General features: G+C 60.0%; 15 protein-coding genes and 1 pseudogene. 11 read left to right on the forward strand and 5 right to left on the reverse strand.

Annotated elements, in window-relative coordinates:
* Positions 1-606: 606 nt before the first annotated feature.
* Positions 607-906 (forward strand): hypothetical protein, encoded by a 300-nt coding sequence (locus EFR00_RS31825; protein ID WP_009986922.1) that lies wholly within the window; start codon positions 607-609, stop codon positions 904-906.
* 97 nt (positions 907-1,003) lie between these two features.
* On the opposite strand, the gene EFR00_RS33985 is transcribed toward EFR00_RS31825, so the two are convergent.
* Both EFR00_RS33985 and melA read right to left on the reverse strand, forming a co-directional pair.
* Complete coding sequence (locus EFR00_RS33985) at positions 1,004-2,893, reverse strand: family 4 glycosyl hydrolase (RefSeq protein WP_077995013.1); 1,890 nt, start codon at positions 2,891-2,893, stop codon at positions 1,004-1,006.
* A 124-nt stretch (positions 2,894-3,017) separates the two neighbouring features.
* Positions 3,018-4,484, reverse strand: coding sequence for an alpha-glucosidase/alpha-galactosidase (melA, locus tag EFR00_RS31835; RefSeq protein ID WP_077995012.1), 1,467 nt, complete (start codon positions 4,482-4,484; stop codon positions 3,018-3,020).
* A 244-nt stretch (positions 4,485-4,728) separates the two neighbouring features.
* Here melA and EFR00_RS31840 point away from each other — a divergent pair, with 244 nt between their 5' ends.
* Positions 4,729-5,571, forward strand: coding sequence for an AraC family transcriptional regulator (locus EFR00_RS31840; RefSeq protein ID WP_077995015.1), 843 nt, complete (start codon positions 4,729-4,731; stop codon positions 5,569-5,571).
* Between the two features lie 25 nt (positions 5,572-5,596).
* Here EFR00_RS31840 and EFR00_RS31845 read toward each other — a convergent pair whose 3' ends face one another.
* Positions 5,597-6,658 (reverse strand): class I SAM-dependent methyltransferase, encoded by a 1,062-nt coding sequence (locus tag EFR00_RS31845; RefSeq protein ID WP_077995011.1) that lies wholly within the window; start codon positions 6,656-6,658, stop codon positions 5,597-5,599.
* 197 nt (positions 6,659-6,855) lie between these two features.
* Between EFR00_RS31845 and EFR00_RS31850 the strand changes: the two genes are divergently transcribed.
* The 9 genes from EFR00_RS31850 (at position 6,856) to EFR00_RS31895 (ending at position 15,776) form a co-directional block, all read left to right on the forward strand.
* Positions 6,856-7,173 carry a helix-turn-helix domain-containing protein gene (locus tag EFR00_RS31850; protein WP_077995010.1) on the forward strand — a complete coding sequence of 106 codons (318 nt, stop codon included), beginning with the start codon at positions 6,856-6,858 and terminating at the stop codon, positions 7,171-7,173.
* Entirely contained in the window at positions 7,174-7,434 is a 261-nt protein-coding gene (locus EFR00_RS31855; RefSeq protein ID WP_009987797.1) for a hypothetical protein, read from the forward strand. It begins immediately after the preceding gene.
* A gap of 10 nt (positions 7,435-7,444) precedes the next feature.
* Positions 7,445-7,684, forward strand: a complete 240-nt coding sequence (locus EFR00_RS31860; RefSeq protein WP_009987796.1) for a hypothetical protein — start codon at positions 7,445-7,447, stop codon at positions 7,682-7,684.
* A 261-nt stretch (positions 7,685-7,945) separates the two neighbouring features.
* Positions 7,946-10,507, forward strand: a complete 2,562-nt coding sequence (locus EFR00_RS31870; RefSeq protein WP_077995009.1) for a GcvT family protein — start codon at positions 7,946-7,948, stop codon at positions 10,505-10,507.
* 537 nt (positions 10,508-11,044) lie between these two features.
* Positions 11,045-11,497, forward strand: coding sequence for a (2Fe-2S)-binding protein (locus tag EFR00_RS31875; protein ID WP_077995008.1), 453 nt, complete (start codon positions 11,045-11,047; stop codon positions 11,495-11,497).
* A 14-nt stretch (positions 11,498-11,511) separates the two neighbouring features.
* Positions 11,512-13,668 carry a xanthine dehydrogenase family protein molybdopterin-binding subunit gene (locus EFR00_RS31880; protein ID WP_077995007.1) on the forward strand — a complete coding sequence of 719 codons (2,157 nt, stop codon included), beginning with the start codon at positions 11,512-11,514 and terminating at the stop codon, positions 13,666-13,668.
* A 6-nt stretch (positions 13,669-13,674) separates the two neighbouring features.
* Entirely contained in the window at positions 13,675-14,049 is a 375-nt protein-coding gene (locus EFR00_RS31885) for a c-type cytochrome (protein WP_077995006.1), read from the forward strand.
* Between the two features lie 105 nt (positions 14,050-14,154).
* Complete coding sequence (locus tag EFR00_RS31890; RefSeq protein WP_164519061.1) at positions 14,155-15,126, forward strand: XdhC family protein; 972 nt, start codon at positions 14,155-14,157, stop codon at positions 15,124-15,126.
* Positions 15,123-15,776 (forward strand): nucleotidyltransferase family protein, encoded by a 654-nt coding sequence (locus tag EFR00_RS31895; protein WP_225882636.1) that lies wholly within the window; start codon positions 15,123-15,125, stop codon positions 15,774-15,776. Before EFR00_RS31890 ends, EFR00_RS31895 begins: the two co-directional genes overlap by 4 nt.
* A 59-nt stretch (positions 15,777-15,835) precedes the next feature.
* Here EFR00_RS31895 and EFR00_RS31900 read toward each other — a convergent pair whose 3' ends face one another.
* Both EFR00_RS31900 and EFR00_RS31905 read right to left on the reverse strand, forming a co-directional pair.
* Complete coding sequence (locus EFR00_RS31900; RefSeq protein WP_077995004.1) at positions 15,836-16,738, reverse strand: LysR family transcriptional regulator; 903 nt, start codon at positions 16,736-16,738, stop codon at positions 15,836-15,838.
* A gap of 228 nt (positions 16,739-16,966) precedes the next feature.
* A pseudogene (locus EFR00_RS31905) lies at positions 16,967-17,075 on the reverse strand (IS5/IS1182 family transposase); the annotation flags it as partial.

Consider the following 17,075-nt stretch of genomic DNA (forward strand, 5'->3'; position numbering starts at 1 on the left):
TATCCGCTCCCACTGCTCGTCCCGAAGGATCAGACGATCCAAAACACCCATGACTGCCTCCAAAAGACAGTCTTGAATCTGATTTGCTCAGCCTTGGGAATCCCAAGAGTCCACACCGCCTAGAGCACGCAACGGTTGACACAATCAAAACTCTCATACCAACCGCCATTTTACGATTTATACCCAGGCAAATATTCCCAGAGATCACCGCCGGCCCACCGCGAGGAATCGCAGTATAGGTTCCCGGAGCAAGACATCCATGTCTATGGAGTGGCGAGAAGAAAGCGTCCGAAGTTCTCGTCGGCCATGCCATAGGTTCGTCTGTACGGATAAATCTGCTCCGGCAAGAAGCTCCAACGGCGCCGCTTATCACGAAAGCCATAACTAGATAGAGAGAAGGCGAGTGCGTGCTACTTGCGCATTCGGAACGCAGCCCGCGAACCTCGCATCGAATTTCGATCCGCGGACGTTTGGCTTCAAAAAACTATGCGACTTTTACGGCATCACTCGGTCGTCCATCAACAACGCTTGCTCCACAAAGTTTGAGTTGACCGCCTCCGACGACAAAGCAACACTCGCCCCAGCAGCAAGGCAGGAGGAAGAACGATGGACGAACCAGACCGCTGGCGCAATATGGCAACCGCACCGAAGGACGGCAGCCGGATCCTGGTGACGATCCGGGCGTCCGAGCAGGGGCCGGCGGAGGTTGACCTCGCCTATTGGTCGCATGGCGATCAATTCGCGGGAGAAGGCTGGCGCGCGTCTGATTCCTCGCCCGGGCACATCATCGAATATGCCGAGCCGGAGTTGAAGTGTTGGATGCCGATGCCCTCGGCCAATCGCACCTCGATGCCTTCGCCCTGGGAAGGCGATGACGACGAGCAGCTCGACGGATCGGGTATTTAGAGTTTCCGGCAAATGAATGCCGACAGGCGCCCCCATAGAAAAGCCCCGCGGTGGTTGCCACCGCGGGGCTCCTTGATGCCCGACCAGGGAGAGGCGGTCAGGCGGCCTGGACTTTCTTCGATGTGCGGGCCCATTCCGGCAGCCAGTCGCCGTGGGTGGCGAGCAGGTCGTCGACCAGCGACCAGATCTGGTCGAGGTCGAGTTCGGCGGCGGTGTGCGGGTCCATCATCGCGGCGTGGTAGATGTGCTCACGATTTTCCGTCATCAGCGCCTGCACCGTCAGCTCCTGCACGTTGATATTGGTGCGGATCAGCGCGGTCAGCTGCGGCGGCAGGTCGCCGATGAAGGTCGGCTGGATGCCTGACGCGTCGACCAGGCAGGGCACTTCGGCGGCGCAATTTTCCGGCAGTGAGGTGATGCAGCCATTGTTGCGGACATTGCCGTAGATCACCGAGGGTTCGCCGGTCCAGACCGAGTTGATGATAGAGGAGGCGTATTCCTTCGACGGCTGAACCTCGATCGTGTCGGCGCTGCGGTAGGCTTCCGCCTGACCCTTCCAGCGCTCGATCTGCTCGATGCAGCGCTTCGGATATTCATCGAGCGGAATGCCGAATTTCTCGATCAGGTCATCGCGGCCCTCCTTGATGAAATAGGGCGTGTATTCGGCGAAATGCTCCGAGCTTTCGGTGACGAAAAAGCCGAGCCGCGTCAGCATCTCGTAGCGCACCTTGTTCGGGCAGCGCGGGTTCCAGCCGGGCTTCGGCGCCCTGCCCTCGCGATAGGCCCGCAGCAGATCGGGATAGAGGTTGCGGTAGGAGCCGTCGGCCTGGCGATGCTCGAATTTGAGATAGAAGGCCATGTGGTTGATGCCGGCGGCGCGGTAGCGGATTTCCTCGTAGGGAATGTCGAGATCGTGGGCGAGCTCCATCGCCGTGCCCTGCACCGAGTGGCAGAGGCCGACGGCCTGAACGTCGCGATCAGCCCAGGTCGAGAGCTTGTAGTGCAGCTCGTTGAGATAAGGCAGCTGGTTGCCCTTCTCATCGACCTTCCAGTAATAGGGGTTGCGGCGCAGCACGATGATGTCGTCGGAGCGATATTCCACCGGCACCCAGGCGCCCATCACAGGCATGTTCATATATTCCGGCGGGAAGGCGTTTTTGAACTGGTCGTAGGTGTTCTTCGAGTATTTCGGGTGCTGGGGCTTCAGGATATGCGACGGACCCGGGCAGAAGTTCGGATAGGCCATCGTGTAGAGATATTGCTTCGGGAAGGCCTCCTTGAAGGTCCATTCGACCGTGTAGTCGTCGATCTTCTTCAGCGTCGTGCCGACACCGAAAGCCTCAGGCGATGCGCCGCCGCCGAGCGGCGAGACGTTCGGGTCGATCACTTCGTCGTCCCAGTAGAACATGATGTCGTCGGCATTGAAGGGCGCGCCGTCCGACCATTTGGCGCCTTCGATCAGATGCATGGTCAGCTTGTGGCCGTCCTCGGACCAATCCCAGCTCTTGGCCAGGTTCGGCAGCGGCTCGGTGTCCTGGGCTTTCACCTGGAACAGCGGCGCGGTGCGCGTCAGGCATTCGGATAGGCCGATATCGATGCCGCCCCAGCCCTGCGTCTGGCCGGCGCCGTAGTTCCAGCCTTCCGGCCGGCCGCCGATGACATGGCGCATCGTATCGCCGTAGACGCCGACGCCATCGGGCATATTGCCCGTCTTGAAGACCATCGGCTCCTTCGGCAGACGATCCTTCACGGGGGGAAGCTTGCCGGCGGAGACGAAATTCTTCGTCACCCAGTCGGGCTCGTGATATTCGGGCAGCGCCTTGAACTCCAGAATGGAGTCGCGCGCGACATAGTTGATCTTGCCTTCGGCCGGAAATTCCGGCGGCACCGGCGGCACGGTCGGTTCGGAAGCATGGGCATGCAGCGCCAAGACCGAGACGCCGAGCGCCAGTCCGGCCAGAATGCCTGCTTTGCGGAAATTCATCATCGTTTCTCCCTCTTGTTTCGGAGCACGGGGGCAGCCGGCTCCTTTCTCCTCGAACGGCGTGACGGCGGGTTGATGTCATGGATTTCCCTCCCGGAAATCCATGACGACCCATCCCTCACGTAAATCAGCCGGCCTGTTTCAGCGCCGCCTTTTCCGCGCGCAACTCCTCGATCGAGCGGACGCTGCGGCGTGCGGCCCCGGCCCAGTCGCGGGTCTGCACCTTGGATTTCGACAGCCGCTCCTTGGCGGCCGGCACGGCATCGGCATATTGCGGCAGCCAGCGCGCCTGGGCAACGACCATCTCGTCGACCATCTGCCAGACCTCCTCGGGCGTCGAGACGGCGCCGACCAGCGGATCGTGCAGCACGGCGAGCTTCAGAAGGTCGATGTCGCCGGAGATCGCCGCATGCACCGACATGCGCTGGACGTTGATCGAGGCGATGCAGGTGGCCGCACAGGCTTCCGGCAGGGTGACGCCGGAGACCATGTTGATGCCGAAGCGGTCGACGAAGCCCGGCGATTCGATGATCGCATCGGCCGGCAGGTTGGTGATGACACCATTGTTCTTGACGTTGAAATGGCCGCGATAGACCCGGTTGGTCTCCAGCGCCTCGAGAATATGGCTCGCATGTTCGTTCGAGCGCTTGGCTGGATCGATCGGCTTGCCGGCGGATTCCAGGAATTGCGGGAATTCCGTCTCGAACCAGTTGCGCGTTTCGGTGGAATGGCGGAGATAACCGCCGGTCTCGCCGTGGATCCAGTCGGACATGTCGATCCAGCGGGTAATTTCCTCCGGCCGCTTGCGGTACCAGGGCAGGTATTCCGAAAGGTGGCCGTTGCTCTCCGTCGAATAGACGCCGAAACGCTTCAGCACGTCGATGCGCAGTTTCTCCTGCTGCGAATAGACGGGATGCGCCTCGAAGGCGGCCACCAGCTCGTCCTTGCCGATCTTGCGGCCGTTGAGGCGCAGGTCGATGAACCAGGTCTGGTGGTTGATGCCGGAGCAGACATAGTCGAGCTCACCAAGCGATTTGGCGCCGAGCACCTCGGCGATCTGTTCGGCGCCGTGCTGGACGCCGTGGCAGAGGCCGACGGTATCGACCTTGCCGTATTCGATCGCCGCCCAGGTGTTCATCGCCATCGGATTGGCATAGTTCAGGAATTTGGCACCCGGCTCGGCGACCTCCCTTATATCCTTGCAGAAGTCGAGAATGACCGGGATGTTGCGCTGGCCGTAGAGAATGCCGCCGGCGCAGATCGTATCGCCGACGCACTGGTCGATGCCGTATTTCAGCGGAATTCTGATGTCGTCGGCATAGGCCTCGAGCCCGCCGACGCGCACGCAGCTGATGATGTAGCGCGCGCCCGCCAGCGCCTGGCGCCGGTCGGTCGTCGCCGTCACCTTGGTCGGCAGCCCGTTCGACTCGACGATCCGGTCGAGGATCGCCTTGATCATTTCGAGATTGTGTTCGCTGAGATCGGTCAGCGCGAATTCGACGTCGCGGAACTCCGGCACGCACAATATGTCGGTGAACAGCTTCTTGGTGAAACCGACGCTGCCCGCACCGATGATAGCGATTTTGAAACTCATGATCTTCACCTCGACCCAATGGAATGCTAGAGAAAAGATGGTTGTGAGGGATCAGGCCGCATGCCGGCGCATGTGGTTGAAAAAGCCGTAAAACCTGCCTGTTTTCCTCCCGGCCGCCGTATCGGCCGCGTTCTCCTCTTTTTGTTGAGCGGGATTATGCCCGAATCCGGCGGGCCGACCAGAGAAGGATTATGCTTTCAGGGGTAATTTTGTGCTGCAGGATTTGATCGCCAACGGACAGTCGATGAGGACGGTTTCGCTGCCCCGCGGCCGCCAGCGTCTGCACGCCATGCCGACCAGCGCCGGCTATGAAGTGCGGGAGAACGAAACCTATGACTGGGACGGTCGACGGCGCGGCCAGACGCCCTTCACGGTGCTGCAGCACACGATCAGCGGCAGCGGCCGGCTGCGCTATTTGAATCGCAATTATCGCCTCCAGGGCGGCGACACGCTGTTGGTGCTCGTCCCGCACAATCACCGCTACTGGCTGGAGAAGGGCGAACGCTGGGAGTATTTCTGGATCTCGATGAATGGCGAGGAAACCCTGCGCATCCACCAGCTGGTGCTCTCCACCGCCGGCCCGGTCTTAAAACTGCAGCCTTCGACCATCGATCATCTCGCCGATTGCAGCCTGCGCCTCGTCAAGGGCGCGACCTCGCCGGGTGCTGCCTCGGCGATCGCCTATGAAGCGGCGATGGCACTCTATGACGACGTCTTCAACTCGCCGGCCTTTGCCGCCGAGCTCAGCCTGATGCAGCCGGTGATCGACCATATCAACGCCAATCTCGACAAGCCGCTGCCGGTCAATGAACTCGCCGCCATCGTCGGCCTCAGCCGCGCCCATTTCTCGCGCAGCTTCGCCGAGAGCGAAGGCGTGCCGCCGGCCGAATTCGTGCTGCAGCAGCGGCTGCAGCGGGCCGTCAAGCTGCTGACCAAGGCGGACTTCCTGCCGGTCAAGGAAGTCGCCATCATGTGCGGCTTCGAGGACGCCAATTATTTCTCGAAGGTCTTCCGCCGCGTCTACGGCACCAATCCCACCGAATTCCGCACGACCGGCATGTATGCCAGCATCGGCCGGCCGAAATAACGCCGGCCGCCGCGCCGCCGGCTTCTCAGGCGCGGACTTCGAACACCATGTTGAACGGCGTTTCGGTCGCCCGGCGGAAATGCTTGAAGCCGGCGTCGAGCGCCACCTTGCGCAGCTTCATTTCCCCCGCCTGGGCGCCAAGCCCGAGCCCCACCTCCTGCGACAGCGAAGCCGGCGTGCAGATCATCGTCGAGGCGCCGTAATAGACACGCCCCACCGGATTGAGATTGTCCTTCAGATGATCATGGGCAAAGGGTTCGACGATCAGCCAGGTGCCGTTCGGCGCCAGCGTCTCCTTGACGTGCCGGCCGGCGCCGACCGGATCGCCCATGTCGTGCAGGCAGTCGAACATCGCGACCATATCATAGTCGCGCCCCGGAAATTCCGCCGCCTTGCCCTGCTCGAAGGTGACGCGATCGGCGACGCCGGCCTCCTTGGCGGCGGCCTTCGCTCTTTCGATCGACGGGCCGTGATAGTCGAAGCCGGTAAAATGCGAGGCGGGATAGGCCTGCGCCATCAGGATGGTCGAGGCGCCGTGACCGCAGCCGACATCGGCGACATTGGCGCCGGCCTTGAGTTTTTCGTCCATGCCGGCCAGCGCCGGTATCCATTCGTTAACGAGATGGCTGTTGTAGCCCGGCCGGAAAAACCGTTCGGTTCCTCTGAACAGGCAGGTGCTGTGTTCGTGCCAGCCGAGACCCTTGCCGGTGCGGAAGGCTTCGGTGACCTTCGGCTCGTCCATCCACATGGATTGCACCACTTCGAAGGCGCCGACGAAGAAGGCCGGGCTGTTTTCCTCGGCAAAAACCATCGCCTGTTCCGCCGTCAGGCTGAAACGATCGGTCTTTTCATCGTAAACGATATAGTCCGCGGCCGCCTGGGCGCTCAGCCATTCCCTGAGATACCGCTCCTTCACCCCGGTTTTGGCGGCAAGCTGCTCAACGCTCATCGGCTCCCCGTCGGCCATCGCCTTGAACAGCCCCACCTTGTCGCCGAGCACGACCAAGGCCCCTGACATGGCAGCGCCGACATCGCCGACGAGACGACCGACAAGCGCATCGAGTTTCTGCATATCTGGCTCACGCATTATTGCCTCCCGGGCCCGATAAAAGGGCTATAAATTAGGCTTCAATAATATGCAGTCAATCAACCCTCCCATCGCCCCAAAAAGACTAGACATCGAAGGTCGCAGCAATTTCATCGGCTTGCCTTCTGCGGGCGCGTTCACATCTTCATAGTGCTGCCCCAGCGCCAGATCAGAGTCTCAATGCCAGGTGGATATTCATGCTGTCTCCAGCCCAGTGCCGTGCCGCGCGTGCTCTCATCGCCTGGTCCAAGCAGGATCTGTCCGCAGCCTCTAAGATTACCAAGGCGACGATTGCCGGTTTCGAGGCCGGAAAGCTTTCCCCTGGCGAGCGAACGCTGCGGCATATCAAGCGCGCCCTGGAAGACGCCGGCGTGCTTTTCATCCCGGAGAATGGCGGCGGCGCCGGCGTTCGCTTGGCAAAACCGGCATCGGCTTCTATAGACACGAACGAGACTGAGACGGTCCAATATGAAGAATATCTCAAAAACGACGCCCCTCCTGGCGCTGGCGGCTGAATGACGAAGAAGCAGAAGTTAGAGCACTCCGAACTGGCCGGAGAATTCACCGATGACGGCATCACCGTGCTCGTCGATATCTTTCGAACCGCCGGCAGCAACGAGGACTGGACGATGGAAGTCGTCACCCAGTCGGAGGACCTGATCCGCTGGGACGAGCCCTTTGCGACCGACCGGGAGGCTTTCGACGAATTCCTGGCGGTGGTGGCGCGCGACGGCATCCGGTCCCTTCTCGAAGACGAAGAGCCTTCCGTGCATTGAGGGACAGCCCGTGAAAAGCATCAATGATCTCGTCGCCTCGGCGAAAACCGTCTGCGACCGATACCGTGCCGGGCGGATGGAGCGCGAAACCGTGCGCGAATGGGTTCTCGGACTGGGCGCCTATCCATCGCCGCATGGCGACCGCGTGCGCGAAGCGGCCGAATGGTTCCGCCTGCACAATCGCGAACCTGTTTCGGAAGACATCGTGCTCGTGGATATCGACCGGCTCAAGGCGATTTCAGCGCCGTGACGAGGAAGCGCTTTGCTTCAGCGGCGATCCGGACTAGCGCAATTGCGCCGTTACTCGGCGGCGTAGGACCAATGACGATCATGAGCCTTAGGCATAATGCCCTCATCTCAGCTTCCATGCGAAGAGGCCTGGGGGTTTTGCAGCTTCGGTAAACGGTGACACGCTTACCAGGCTGACATGGCTCCTGGATCTCATGCGTGAAGCGCAAACCGAGCGCGGCTAGGTTATTTTAATTCGTGCCATAAGTAGAAGGAACAGCACGTGGCAGCATTTCCGGAAAAGGCAAAGGTCGTCATCATCGGGCTCGGCGGAATCGTCGGCGCCTCCATCGCGCATCATCTCGTCGAGCGCGGATGGGACGATATCGTCGGCATCGACAAGTCCGGCATACCGACCGATATCGGCTCGACGGCCCACGCCTCGGACTTCTGTTACACCACCAGCCACGACTATCTGTCGGTCTGGACCACGCAATATTCGATCGATTTCTACGAGAAGATGGGCCACTACGCCCGCATCGGCGGCCTGGAAGTGGCGCGCACCGGCGACGATGCCTGGATGGAGGAAATCAAGCGCAAGCTGTCCTCGGCCCGTGCTTTCGGCACGCGCGCCCATTATGTCAGCCCTTCCGAGATCAAGGAAAAGTTCCCGCTGATCGAGGAAGATCAGGTGATGGGCGGTCTGTTCGATCCGGATGCCGGCCTCGTCATCCCGCGCTCGCAGACCGTCGCGGGCAAGCTGGTCGATGCCGCCGAAAAGGCCGGCAAGCTGCAGGTGTTCGGCAATACGCCGGCCAAATCGCTGATCGTCGAAGGCGGCCGCATCAAGGGCGTCGTCACCCATCGCGGCACGATCATGGCCGACCACGTCATCGTCTGCGCCGGCCTCTGGGGACGCCTGATCGCCGAGATGGTCGGCGAAGACCTGCCGGTCATGCCGGTCGACCACCCGCTCACCTTCTTCGGTCCCTACAACGAGTTTGAAGGCACCGGCAAGGAAATCGGCTTCCCGCTGCTGCGCGACCAGGGCAACTCCGCCTATATGCGCGATACCGGCGATCCGGCGACGACCGAAGGCGGCCAGATCGAGTGGGGCTATTACGAAGCCACCAATCCGCGCATGTGCCATCCGCGCGAGCTTCTCGAAAAACACGAGGCACGGCTTTCGCCCTCGCAGCGTGATCTCGAGATGGAACAGATTCTCGAGCCGCTCGAGCGCGCCATGGAACTGACGCCGATCCTCGGCGAACTCGGTTATAACGAAGGTCACTCCTTCAACGGCCTGCTGCAGGTTTCCGCCGGCGGTGGCGCATCCTGCGGTGAGAGCCAGAAGGTGCGCGGTCTCTGGTATTGCGTCGCCATCTGGGTCAAGGACGGCCCGGGCTACGGCAAGCTGATCGCCGACTGGATGACCGATGGCCGTACGGAAATCGACCACAACAGCATCGACTACGCCCGCTTCTATCCGCATCAGCTGACCGAAGAGTTCATCGAGGGCCGCTGCTACGAAGCCGCGCAGAAGATCTATTTCCCCGCCGTTCACACCCGCGAACCCTATCTATCCGGCCGCAACGCCAAGCGCTCGCCCTTCTACGAGCGCGAAAAGGAGCTGGGCGGCTACTTCATGGAGCTGGGCGGCTGGGAGCGTGCGCACGGCTACGCCGCCAACGAGCACCTTCTGGAAAAATACGGCGACCGTGTGCCCGTTCGCGAGAACGAATGGGACAGCCGGCATTTCTGGCGCGTGTCGAATGCCGAGCATCTGGCGATGAGCGAGGATTGCGGCATCGTCAATCTCAGCCATTTCCACATGGTCGATATCGAAGGACCTGACCATGTCGAGCTGATGGAATGGCTGTGCGCTGCCAAGATCGGCGGCGATGCCAATATCGGCAAGGGCGTCTACACCCACTTCCTCGACGACGAAGGCATGGTCCGCGCCGACTTCACCGTCTTCCGCATGGCCGACCGCTGCCGTCTCGTCAACGGCGCCGATGCCGGCCCGCGCGACCTGCACTATATGAAGCGCGTCGCCCAGGATCGCGGCCTTGATGTGACGATCACCGACGTCTCGGAAAAATTCGTGACGATCGGCATCTGGGGACCGAATGCGCGCGAGACGCTGAAGAAGGTGGTTGCCGATCCGGTCGGTCTCGATCAGGAAAACTTCGCCTTCGCAGCGATCAAGCCGATCGAAATCGCCGGCAAGACCGTCACCGCCTTCCGCATCTCCTATGTCGGCGAACAGGGATGGGAACTGCACATGAAGTACGAAGACGGCCTCGCCGTCTGGGATGCGCTGCGCTCGACCGGCGTGATGGCCTTCGGCGTCGAGACCTATGCTAACTCGCGCCGCATGGAAAAGAGCCTGCGCCTGCAGAACGCCGACCTCCTGACCCAGTACAACCTGATCGAAGCCGATCTCGCCCGTCCGAAGGTCAAGGAAGCCGATTTCCGCGGCAAGGCAAAGCATCTGGAATACAAGGCGCGTGAGCACCAGCCCGCCATGCTCTGCACGCTCGTGATGACCGAGAATACCGACAAGACAGGCGTGAAGCGTTATCCCGTCGGAAACCTTCCGGTTGTCGATCCCGCCACGGGAGAGGTCCTGGTCGACGAGCTTGGCCGCCGGTCCTACACCACCTCGATTGCCTACGGCCCGACGGTCGGAAAGAACATTGCCTTGGCCTATCTGCCGTGGTCGCATTGCCAGGTCGGACGCAAGCTGAATGTCGAGTATTTTGCCGAGAGCTATCCGGTGGAGGTCGTCGGCGTCGGCTACAAGCCGATCTACGACCCGGAAAATCTGAAGCCGCGCACCTAAGCGCTCACGCACTCAAGCACATGTGGCGCCGCAGCAAGGCGGCGCCACAAACTCAGTCGCCCGAACGCCAGAGCAGGCAATTCGGGATTGTTATAGTCGGCGCACGTCAGGTCGATCTTTCTGCTGCGATTTGGGCCTGGGACCGACGCGCGGGATCGAGACCGGCCCACCGCTCCGCGTCGATCGGAAGGGTCACGTTGAACGGCGGCTCGATTGAGCTCGCTGGTACCCACTGCATTCCCTGTTGTGGATCCGGCTAGACATTCGGCCACAAAGTGAACGCCGGCTTCCTGCTCGCGCGTCACTGCGCCCGGCCTGAGACCGAGACGTGCGGTGACGTCGATATTGCTGCCTTCAACCGATTTCCGCTGCATCGCGCACATCACGCTGCAAGGTGACCGTTCACTCATCGCCTACCTCCAATTTTTGCAGCTATTGTTCAGCGCAGCTATACACCCAGTGCACGGACAGCACGTTTATCTTTGCCGCTAATCCGGCCATCTTTTGCCAAGCAAGAGGTGAAGCCGGAGCACGACCATGAATTTTACGGTCCAAATCAACGGACGCACACACTCGGTAGACTTGGACGGTGACACTCCGCTTCTCTGGGTGATCCGGGACATCCTCGGCATGACGGGCACCAAATTTGGATGCGGCCAGGCTCTTTGCGGCGCCTGCACCGTTCACGTCGACGGTGCTCCCACACGTTCATGTATCACTTCGATAGAGATGGTGGGAGACAGCCAAATTACGACGATCGAAGCATTGGATACGCTTGCCCACGGCAAGGCGCTTCAGCAGGCGTGGATTGAGCTTGAGGTCCCACAATGCGGTTACTGCCAGTCAGGGCAACTGATGTCCGCCGCCGCGCTGCTGGCCGAAAACCCCAGACCGACCGACGAGGATATCAACGATGCCATGTCGGGAAACGTCTGCCGCTGCGGGACCTATCAGCGCATTCGCGCTGCCATTAAACAGGCAAGCGCGTGAAGGGAGAAAAGATCATGTCGAACAGCACTCTCGGCTCTCGATTGGATCGGCGCCAATTCCTCAAGGCCAGCGCTGCAATGGGTAGCGGTCTCGTTGTCAATCTCACTCTCGGTCCTGCTGTTGCCTTGGGTGGGGGCGATTTTGTTCCCAACGCGTTCATTCGTATCAACCGCGAAGGAACGGTCACACTTGTCATGCCGCAAGTGGAAATGGGCCAGGGTATCTACACCGCACAGGCAATGTTGCTCGCCGAAGAACTTGAAGTCGCGCTTGAAGCTGTAAAGCTTGAGCCTGCGCCCGTTAACGAGGCTCTCTACGGCCATCCAATGCTCCGGCGTCAAATGACGGGCGGCTCCACGTCAATACGCGCGTTCTGGACGCCCTTGCGCATGGCCGGAGCTACCGCCCGAGCCTTGCTCATCCAGGCAGCTGCCAAGGAGTGGAATACTGATCCCGCAAGCTGCCATGCACAAGATGGCTACGTTATCGACAAGAGCGTAGCGCGAAGACTGGCCTACGGGCACCTCGTCGATTTTGCCGCCTCACTTCCTGCGCCTTCATCGGACACCGTAAAACTCAAGGCTCCCCGCGAATTCAGGCTCCTGGGAACCGCTGCAAAGCGGCTGGATACACCTGGCAAGGTCAACGGATCTCTCAAGTACGGGATCGACGCTTTTCCCAATGGCACGAAGATCGCGGCGATTTCCATCTCGCCCGTTCTCGGTGGGGAGCCGAAGTCCCTCGACGAACAGGCTGCGCTCCAGGTCAAGGGCGTGCGACAGGTGGTGCTCACTGACAGCGCGGTCGCGATCTTGGCCGATCATACGGGAGCGGCCAGAAAGGGGCTGGAAGCGGCGGCGATCGAGTGGGACGACGGTCCGAATGCTCAGGTGTCCAGCGCTGACATTATACGAGACCTGGATCAGGAATCCCTCAAACCCGGGGCCGTAGCGCGTAGCGAAGGGGACGTGGCGAAGGGACTGGACAACGCGGTGACGCGGATCGAGGCCGTCTATCAACTGCCCTTTCTTTCCCATGCGGCGATGGAACCGATGAACTGTACCGTACACGTCCGTGAGGACGCTTGCGAAATATGGGTCGGAACTCAGAATCTTTCCGCGGCCAAACAGGCGGCCGCCACGGTTACCGGACTGGCGCCCGAAAAGATCATCATCAACAATCACATTGTCGGCGGCGGGTTCGGCCGTCGCCTCGAAGTCGACGGCATCATCCATGCTGTCAAGGTGGCAATGCAGGTTAAAGGCCCGGTGAAGGTCATCTGGAGTCGCGAGGAAGATATCCAGCACGGCTATTACCGGCCGTACTACTATGATCGAATGTCAGGGGGGATCGATGCCCACGGAAACCCAGTCGCTTGGAAGCATCGCGTTTCCGGATCTTCGATCTTCGCTCGAATTGCGCCAGGCGCAATGCAGAACGGCGTTGATCCCGATGGGGTGGAAGGGGCGGCCCATCCTCCCTACAAGCTCCCTGCGATATTAGTCGAATTCAAGCAGGTTGAACCCCAGGGCGTTCTCACGAGCTGGTGGCGCGGTGTCGGCCCCTCGCACAACGTGTTTGTGGTGGAGAGCTTCATTGACGAGCTTGCCGCCGCCGCCAAGGCCGATCCGGTTGGGTACCGCAAAAAGCTGCTTACCGAAAACCCGCGTGCGCTAACAGTGCTGGAGTTGGCCGCGGAGAAGGCTGAGTGGGGCAAACCAGTGCCGAGCCGGCGGGGCCGTGGGGTTGCCGTGCAATTCGCATTCGGCACTTACCTTGCAATGATTGCCGACGCCACTGTGGGAGTGGACGGCACCGTCCGGGTTTCACGCATCGTCACAGCTGTGGACTGCGGTTTGACCGTGAATTCGGATACGATCGCGGCGCAGATGGAAGGCGGCGCCCTCTATGGTCTGACGGCGGCTCTCTACGGTGCTATCACGCTGAGGGACGGTCGTGTTGAACAGAGCAATTTCGACAACTACCCGCCGCTGCGCATCGAAGAAGCGCCCCACGTCGAAACTCACATCGTTCCAAGCGTCGAGCCCCCGGGAGGAATAGGCGAAGCGGCGACCTCGGCAGTGTTCCCGGCGGTCACCAATGCTATCTTCGCGGCTGTCGGCAAGCGGGTGCGGACACTTCCGGTCAATACCGATGAGTTGAAGGCCTAGATTGTCATGCATGTTCTGAGCATCCTCATTTCAGTGTCGATCATTAATCTCGCCTGCCCTGCTACAGTGCTCGCGGAAGGAGATGCCGCTCGTGGCAAGCAGCTCTTCAGCCGGTGCGCAGCTTGCCATTCGATCGAAGGGCAAAACAAATCCGGACCCGCCTTGAATGGCGTCTTCGGCAGAAAAGCCGGCGCTGTGGAAGGCTATCGCTATTCGACAGCCCTCTTGAATTCGGCCGTCGTCTGGAGTGATGAAACGCTCGATGCCTTCTTGTCGGGACCGTCCAAAATGCTGCGGGGCACACGCATGACGACGAGTGTTTTGAGCGAGGCCGATCGTGCGGACATCTTAGCGTATCTCAAGACACTTCCCGCTCGGTGAGGTTTAAACTTCGCTACCGCAAACAAGCTCCCAGCTCGATCTGCTTTCAAGGAAGGATGCAACGTGCACATGGCCGCTACAAATTGGGCATATCCCGAGTGGCCCATGTTTGGACTTAAGGAAGACGCGTTGCAGTTTGCGCTCTCGAACTTGACCGGCGGGAGAAAAATTGCGCTCGCTACCATCATCCATTCCGATGGAGGAGGGCCACGCCCTGCGGGCACGCAGATGGCTTTTACGGATCACCGGATGACGGGATTTCTATCCGGCGGATGTATAGAGGCGGATGTCGCCCTTCATGCCAGGGCAGCGCTTCTTAATGGACAGCCGCGGAGGTTGATTTATGGGCGAGGTAGCCCTTTCAGCGACATCCAACTTCAGTGCGGAGCCTCTATCACCATTGCGGTAGAGCGCGTTCTCCCCTCGGATCCCGTCGTTCATAACCTCCTTGACGCGATAGCGAGGCGAGAGGAAGTGATCTGGATTTCCGATGGCAGGTCCAGGACAACTACTCTATGTCAGAGTCCGTCGTTTCAGTTGGTAGGCGTCGAACAAAGGCAGTTGGAGTCGCGGCAAGCAGGTCGGATCGACGCTGAGCGCTATTGGGTGCGATACCGCCCGCAAACAAGACTTATCGTCATAGGATCGGATCCGACCGCCCTCGCAATCGCGCAACTTGCAAAAGAAGCCGAATTCGAGGTCGTTTTCGTGCGGCCGCTAGGACCGAAATCACCACCCCCTATCGCGCCCCATCTCTATCGCACGACGAACCCACAGAAAGTGTTCGAAGAGTTCCGGCTTGATCATCGGACAGCTGTCATTTTTGCCAATCACGACTTCGAGGCCAGCAGAGAAGACGTGGCCAGAGCGCTCAGGTCGAAAGCCGGTTACGTTGGCATGGTGGGGGCCGAGAGGCAGCGCCCTGCGAAAGACAGGTGGTTAAGGGAGTTCGGGCTGAGCGAGGCAGAAATTGCCAAGTTCAGATCACCCGTTGGGCTGCCCGTCGGCAGATCAAGTCCCTTCGCCATTGCCGTTTCGGTCATTGCGGAAGTTCTCCGTGCGATGAACGAGAGTTGAAGGCTGGCCTGCCTTTGGTGGAGGGGTCACAGGGTTCTCAAAACATCGAGGTGTCGATCATTCTGCTCTGCGCCGGCAGATCAACGCGCATGGGTGACAATCATCGGCACAAGCTCTTATCGGAATTCAATGGTGTATCGCTCGTTCGCAGGTCCGCGAGCGTCGCACGCGCGAGCCAAGCCTCGACCGTCTTTGCGGTCACCGGTCACCGCCGTCTCGAGATAGAAGCCGAGCTCGAAGGCGTCGATGTAACCGTGGTATTCAACCCGTATTTCGGATCCGGCATCGCAAGCTCGATCATAGCGGGTTGGCAGGCCGCCCATGCGGGCGGGGCCGACGGATTCCTGATCATGCTCGCGGACATGCCGTTCATCTCGGGCTTGGACCTCGATCGATTGATCGCTGTCTTCAAAGACGCTGGAGGACGTGCGATCGTGCAGGCTGCCGGGCAAGGAAGACCAGGCAATCCGGTGATCCTGCCAAGATCGCTGCACCAGGGGATCTTAGAACTGCAGGGAGACCGCGGCGCCCGCGGGATCATCGGGCATTCCAAACTTCCTCGCATCCAAGTTGATATCGGGCAAGGTGCGCATATTGACGTTGACACTCCCGAGGCCATCGTTGCCGCAGGCGGCATGCTCAACGCCTGACCTCACGACTTCGGCAAACAGCTGCGTCGTTCGAGGTTTTTCGCTGGAGTTCAGGTGAGCTACAAGCGTCTCAGTTCGGAACACGTGTCAATGAATGCACGGAGCTTAGGCTGGTTTTGCTTTGTCTTGGTAAAGTATAGAAACAGCCCGTCACTTCCCGGCGAATAGTCGAGCAAGACCGGTTCAAGCTGCCCGTTCGCGAGCTCTCGTGATGCGTGGAAGGTCGATGAATAGATCAGGCTCAAGCCTTGCGACGCAATTTTCCGCATGAGCTCCCCGTCGTTCACTGTAATGGGTCCGTTCGGCTCTATGCTGACATTTTGTCCATTTTCGATGAACTCCCACCGGTAGACGTCGCCCTTCTCCGGCCGACGAAATCGGACACATTGGTGTTTGATAAGGTCACTGGGTACCGAAGGACGACCATTTTCTCTGAAATAGTCAGGTGACCCGAACACCGCCCATTTAAACGACGGTGAAAGCCTCACCGCTATCATCTCCTTGGCGATATATGATCCGATCAAGATGCCGGCATCATACCCACTGGCAACGATGTCGCCGTGCAAATTGCTTACCGTGATATCGACCTTTACGTTCGGCCACGCTTTGCGAAAAGCCGGCAGGATCGGCTCTATCACATGGGGTAATGCGAGGCGCTCGACGATGAGCTTCAGGGTACCGGACGGTTCGTTGGAAGACTGAACCGCATCCCCCAAACTTGTCTCGATCAGTTGCGCCGCAGGGGCTATTTTTGCGAGCAAAGCTTCCCCTGCCTCCGTCAACGCAATGCGGCGGGTGGTGCGGTAGAAGAGGGGGACTCCGAGACGCCGCTCGAGCTTCTGCAGCGCTTGGCTGATAGCGCCGGGCGTCACTTCAAGCTCGAGCGCAGCTTTCCGAACACTCTGACGCTTTGCGACAGCCAGAAACTCGGACACACCATCGAATGTCTTTTCGCGACCCATGCCGTCCCTTTTGTTGGCGTTTGTTCACGGGCACCCTCAAGGAACAACCAGATTCTCTATTAGTGCTATTAGCCATTAGGATGCAAATCTAAACAATCGCCATTGTGGCTGCATATTTCTTGCAGCACCAGGCATCATTAAAAGGTAAAGGCTCCCCTTTTTGGTTCGTACAATTAATCGGCCGTGGGGCCTACCATTCTGGTATCATGCGCTAGGTCGTGTGGACAGTTATCTGATCCATAGCATTGTCGCCGCGATAGTGACGACGGCGAGGTAGTTTTCGGCGGTTTTCTCGAAGCGCGTCGCGACCCTTCTGAACTGCTTGAGTTTAGAAAAG

Origin of the sequence: Rhizobium sophoriradicis, from assembly GCF_003939025.1 — a bacterium.
Classification (GTDB): domain Bacteria; phylum Pseudomonadota; class Alphaproteobacteria; order Rhizobiales; family Rhizobiaceae; genus Rhizobium; species Rhizobium sophoriradicis.

Bases quoted from the DNA above. Each gene is read 5' to 3' on its own strand.
- EFR00_RS31825 (WP_009986922.1), top strand. From the start codon at position 607: ATGGACGAACCAGACCGCTGGCGCAATATGGCAACCGCACCGAAGGAC.
- EFR00_RS33985 (WP_077995013.1), bottom strand. From the start codon at position 2,893: ATGATGAATTTCCGCAAAGCAGGCATTCTGGCCGGACTGGCGCTCGGC.
- melA (WP_077995012.1), bottom strand. From the start codon at position 4,484: ATGAGTTTCAAAATCGCTATCATCGGTGCGGGCAGCGTCGGTTTCACC.
- EFR00_RS31840 (WP_077995015.1), top strand. From the start codon at position 4,729: ATGAGGACGGTTTCGCTGCCCCGCGGCCGCCAGCGTCTGCACGCCATG.
- EFR00_RS31845 (WP_077995011.1), bottom strand. From the start codon at position 6,658: ATGCGTGAGCCAGATATGCAGAAACTCGATGCGCTTGTCGGTCGTCTC.
- EFR00_RS31850 (WP_077995010.1), top strand. From the start codon at position 6,856: ATGCTGTCTCCAGCCCAGTGCCGTGCCGCGCGTGCTCTCATCGCCTGG.
- EFR00_RS31855 (WP_009987797.1), top strand. From the start codon at position 7,174: ATGACGAAGAAGCAGAAGTTAGAGCACTCCGAACTGGCCGGAGAATTC.
- EFR00_RS31875 (WP_077995008.1), top strand. From the start codon at position 11,045: ATGAATTTTACGGTCCAAATCAACGGACGCACACACTCGGTAGACTTG.
- EFR00_RS31880 (WP_077995007.1), top strand. From the start codon at position 11,512: ATGTCGAACAGCACTCTCGGCTCTCGATTGGATCGGCGCCAATTCCTC.
- EFR00_RS31885 (WP_077995006.1), top strand. From the start codon at position 13,675: ATGCATGTTCTGAGCATCCTCATTTCAGTGTCGATCATTAATCTCGCC.
- EFR00_RS31890 (WP_164519061.1), top strand. From the start codon at position 14,155: ATGTTTGGACTTAAGGAAGACGCGTTGCAGTTTGCGCTCTCGAACTTG.
- EFR00_RS31900 (WP_077995004.1), bottom strand. From the start codon at position 16,738: ATGGGTCGCGAAAAGACATTCGATGGTGTGTCCGAGTTTCTGGCTGTC.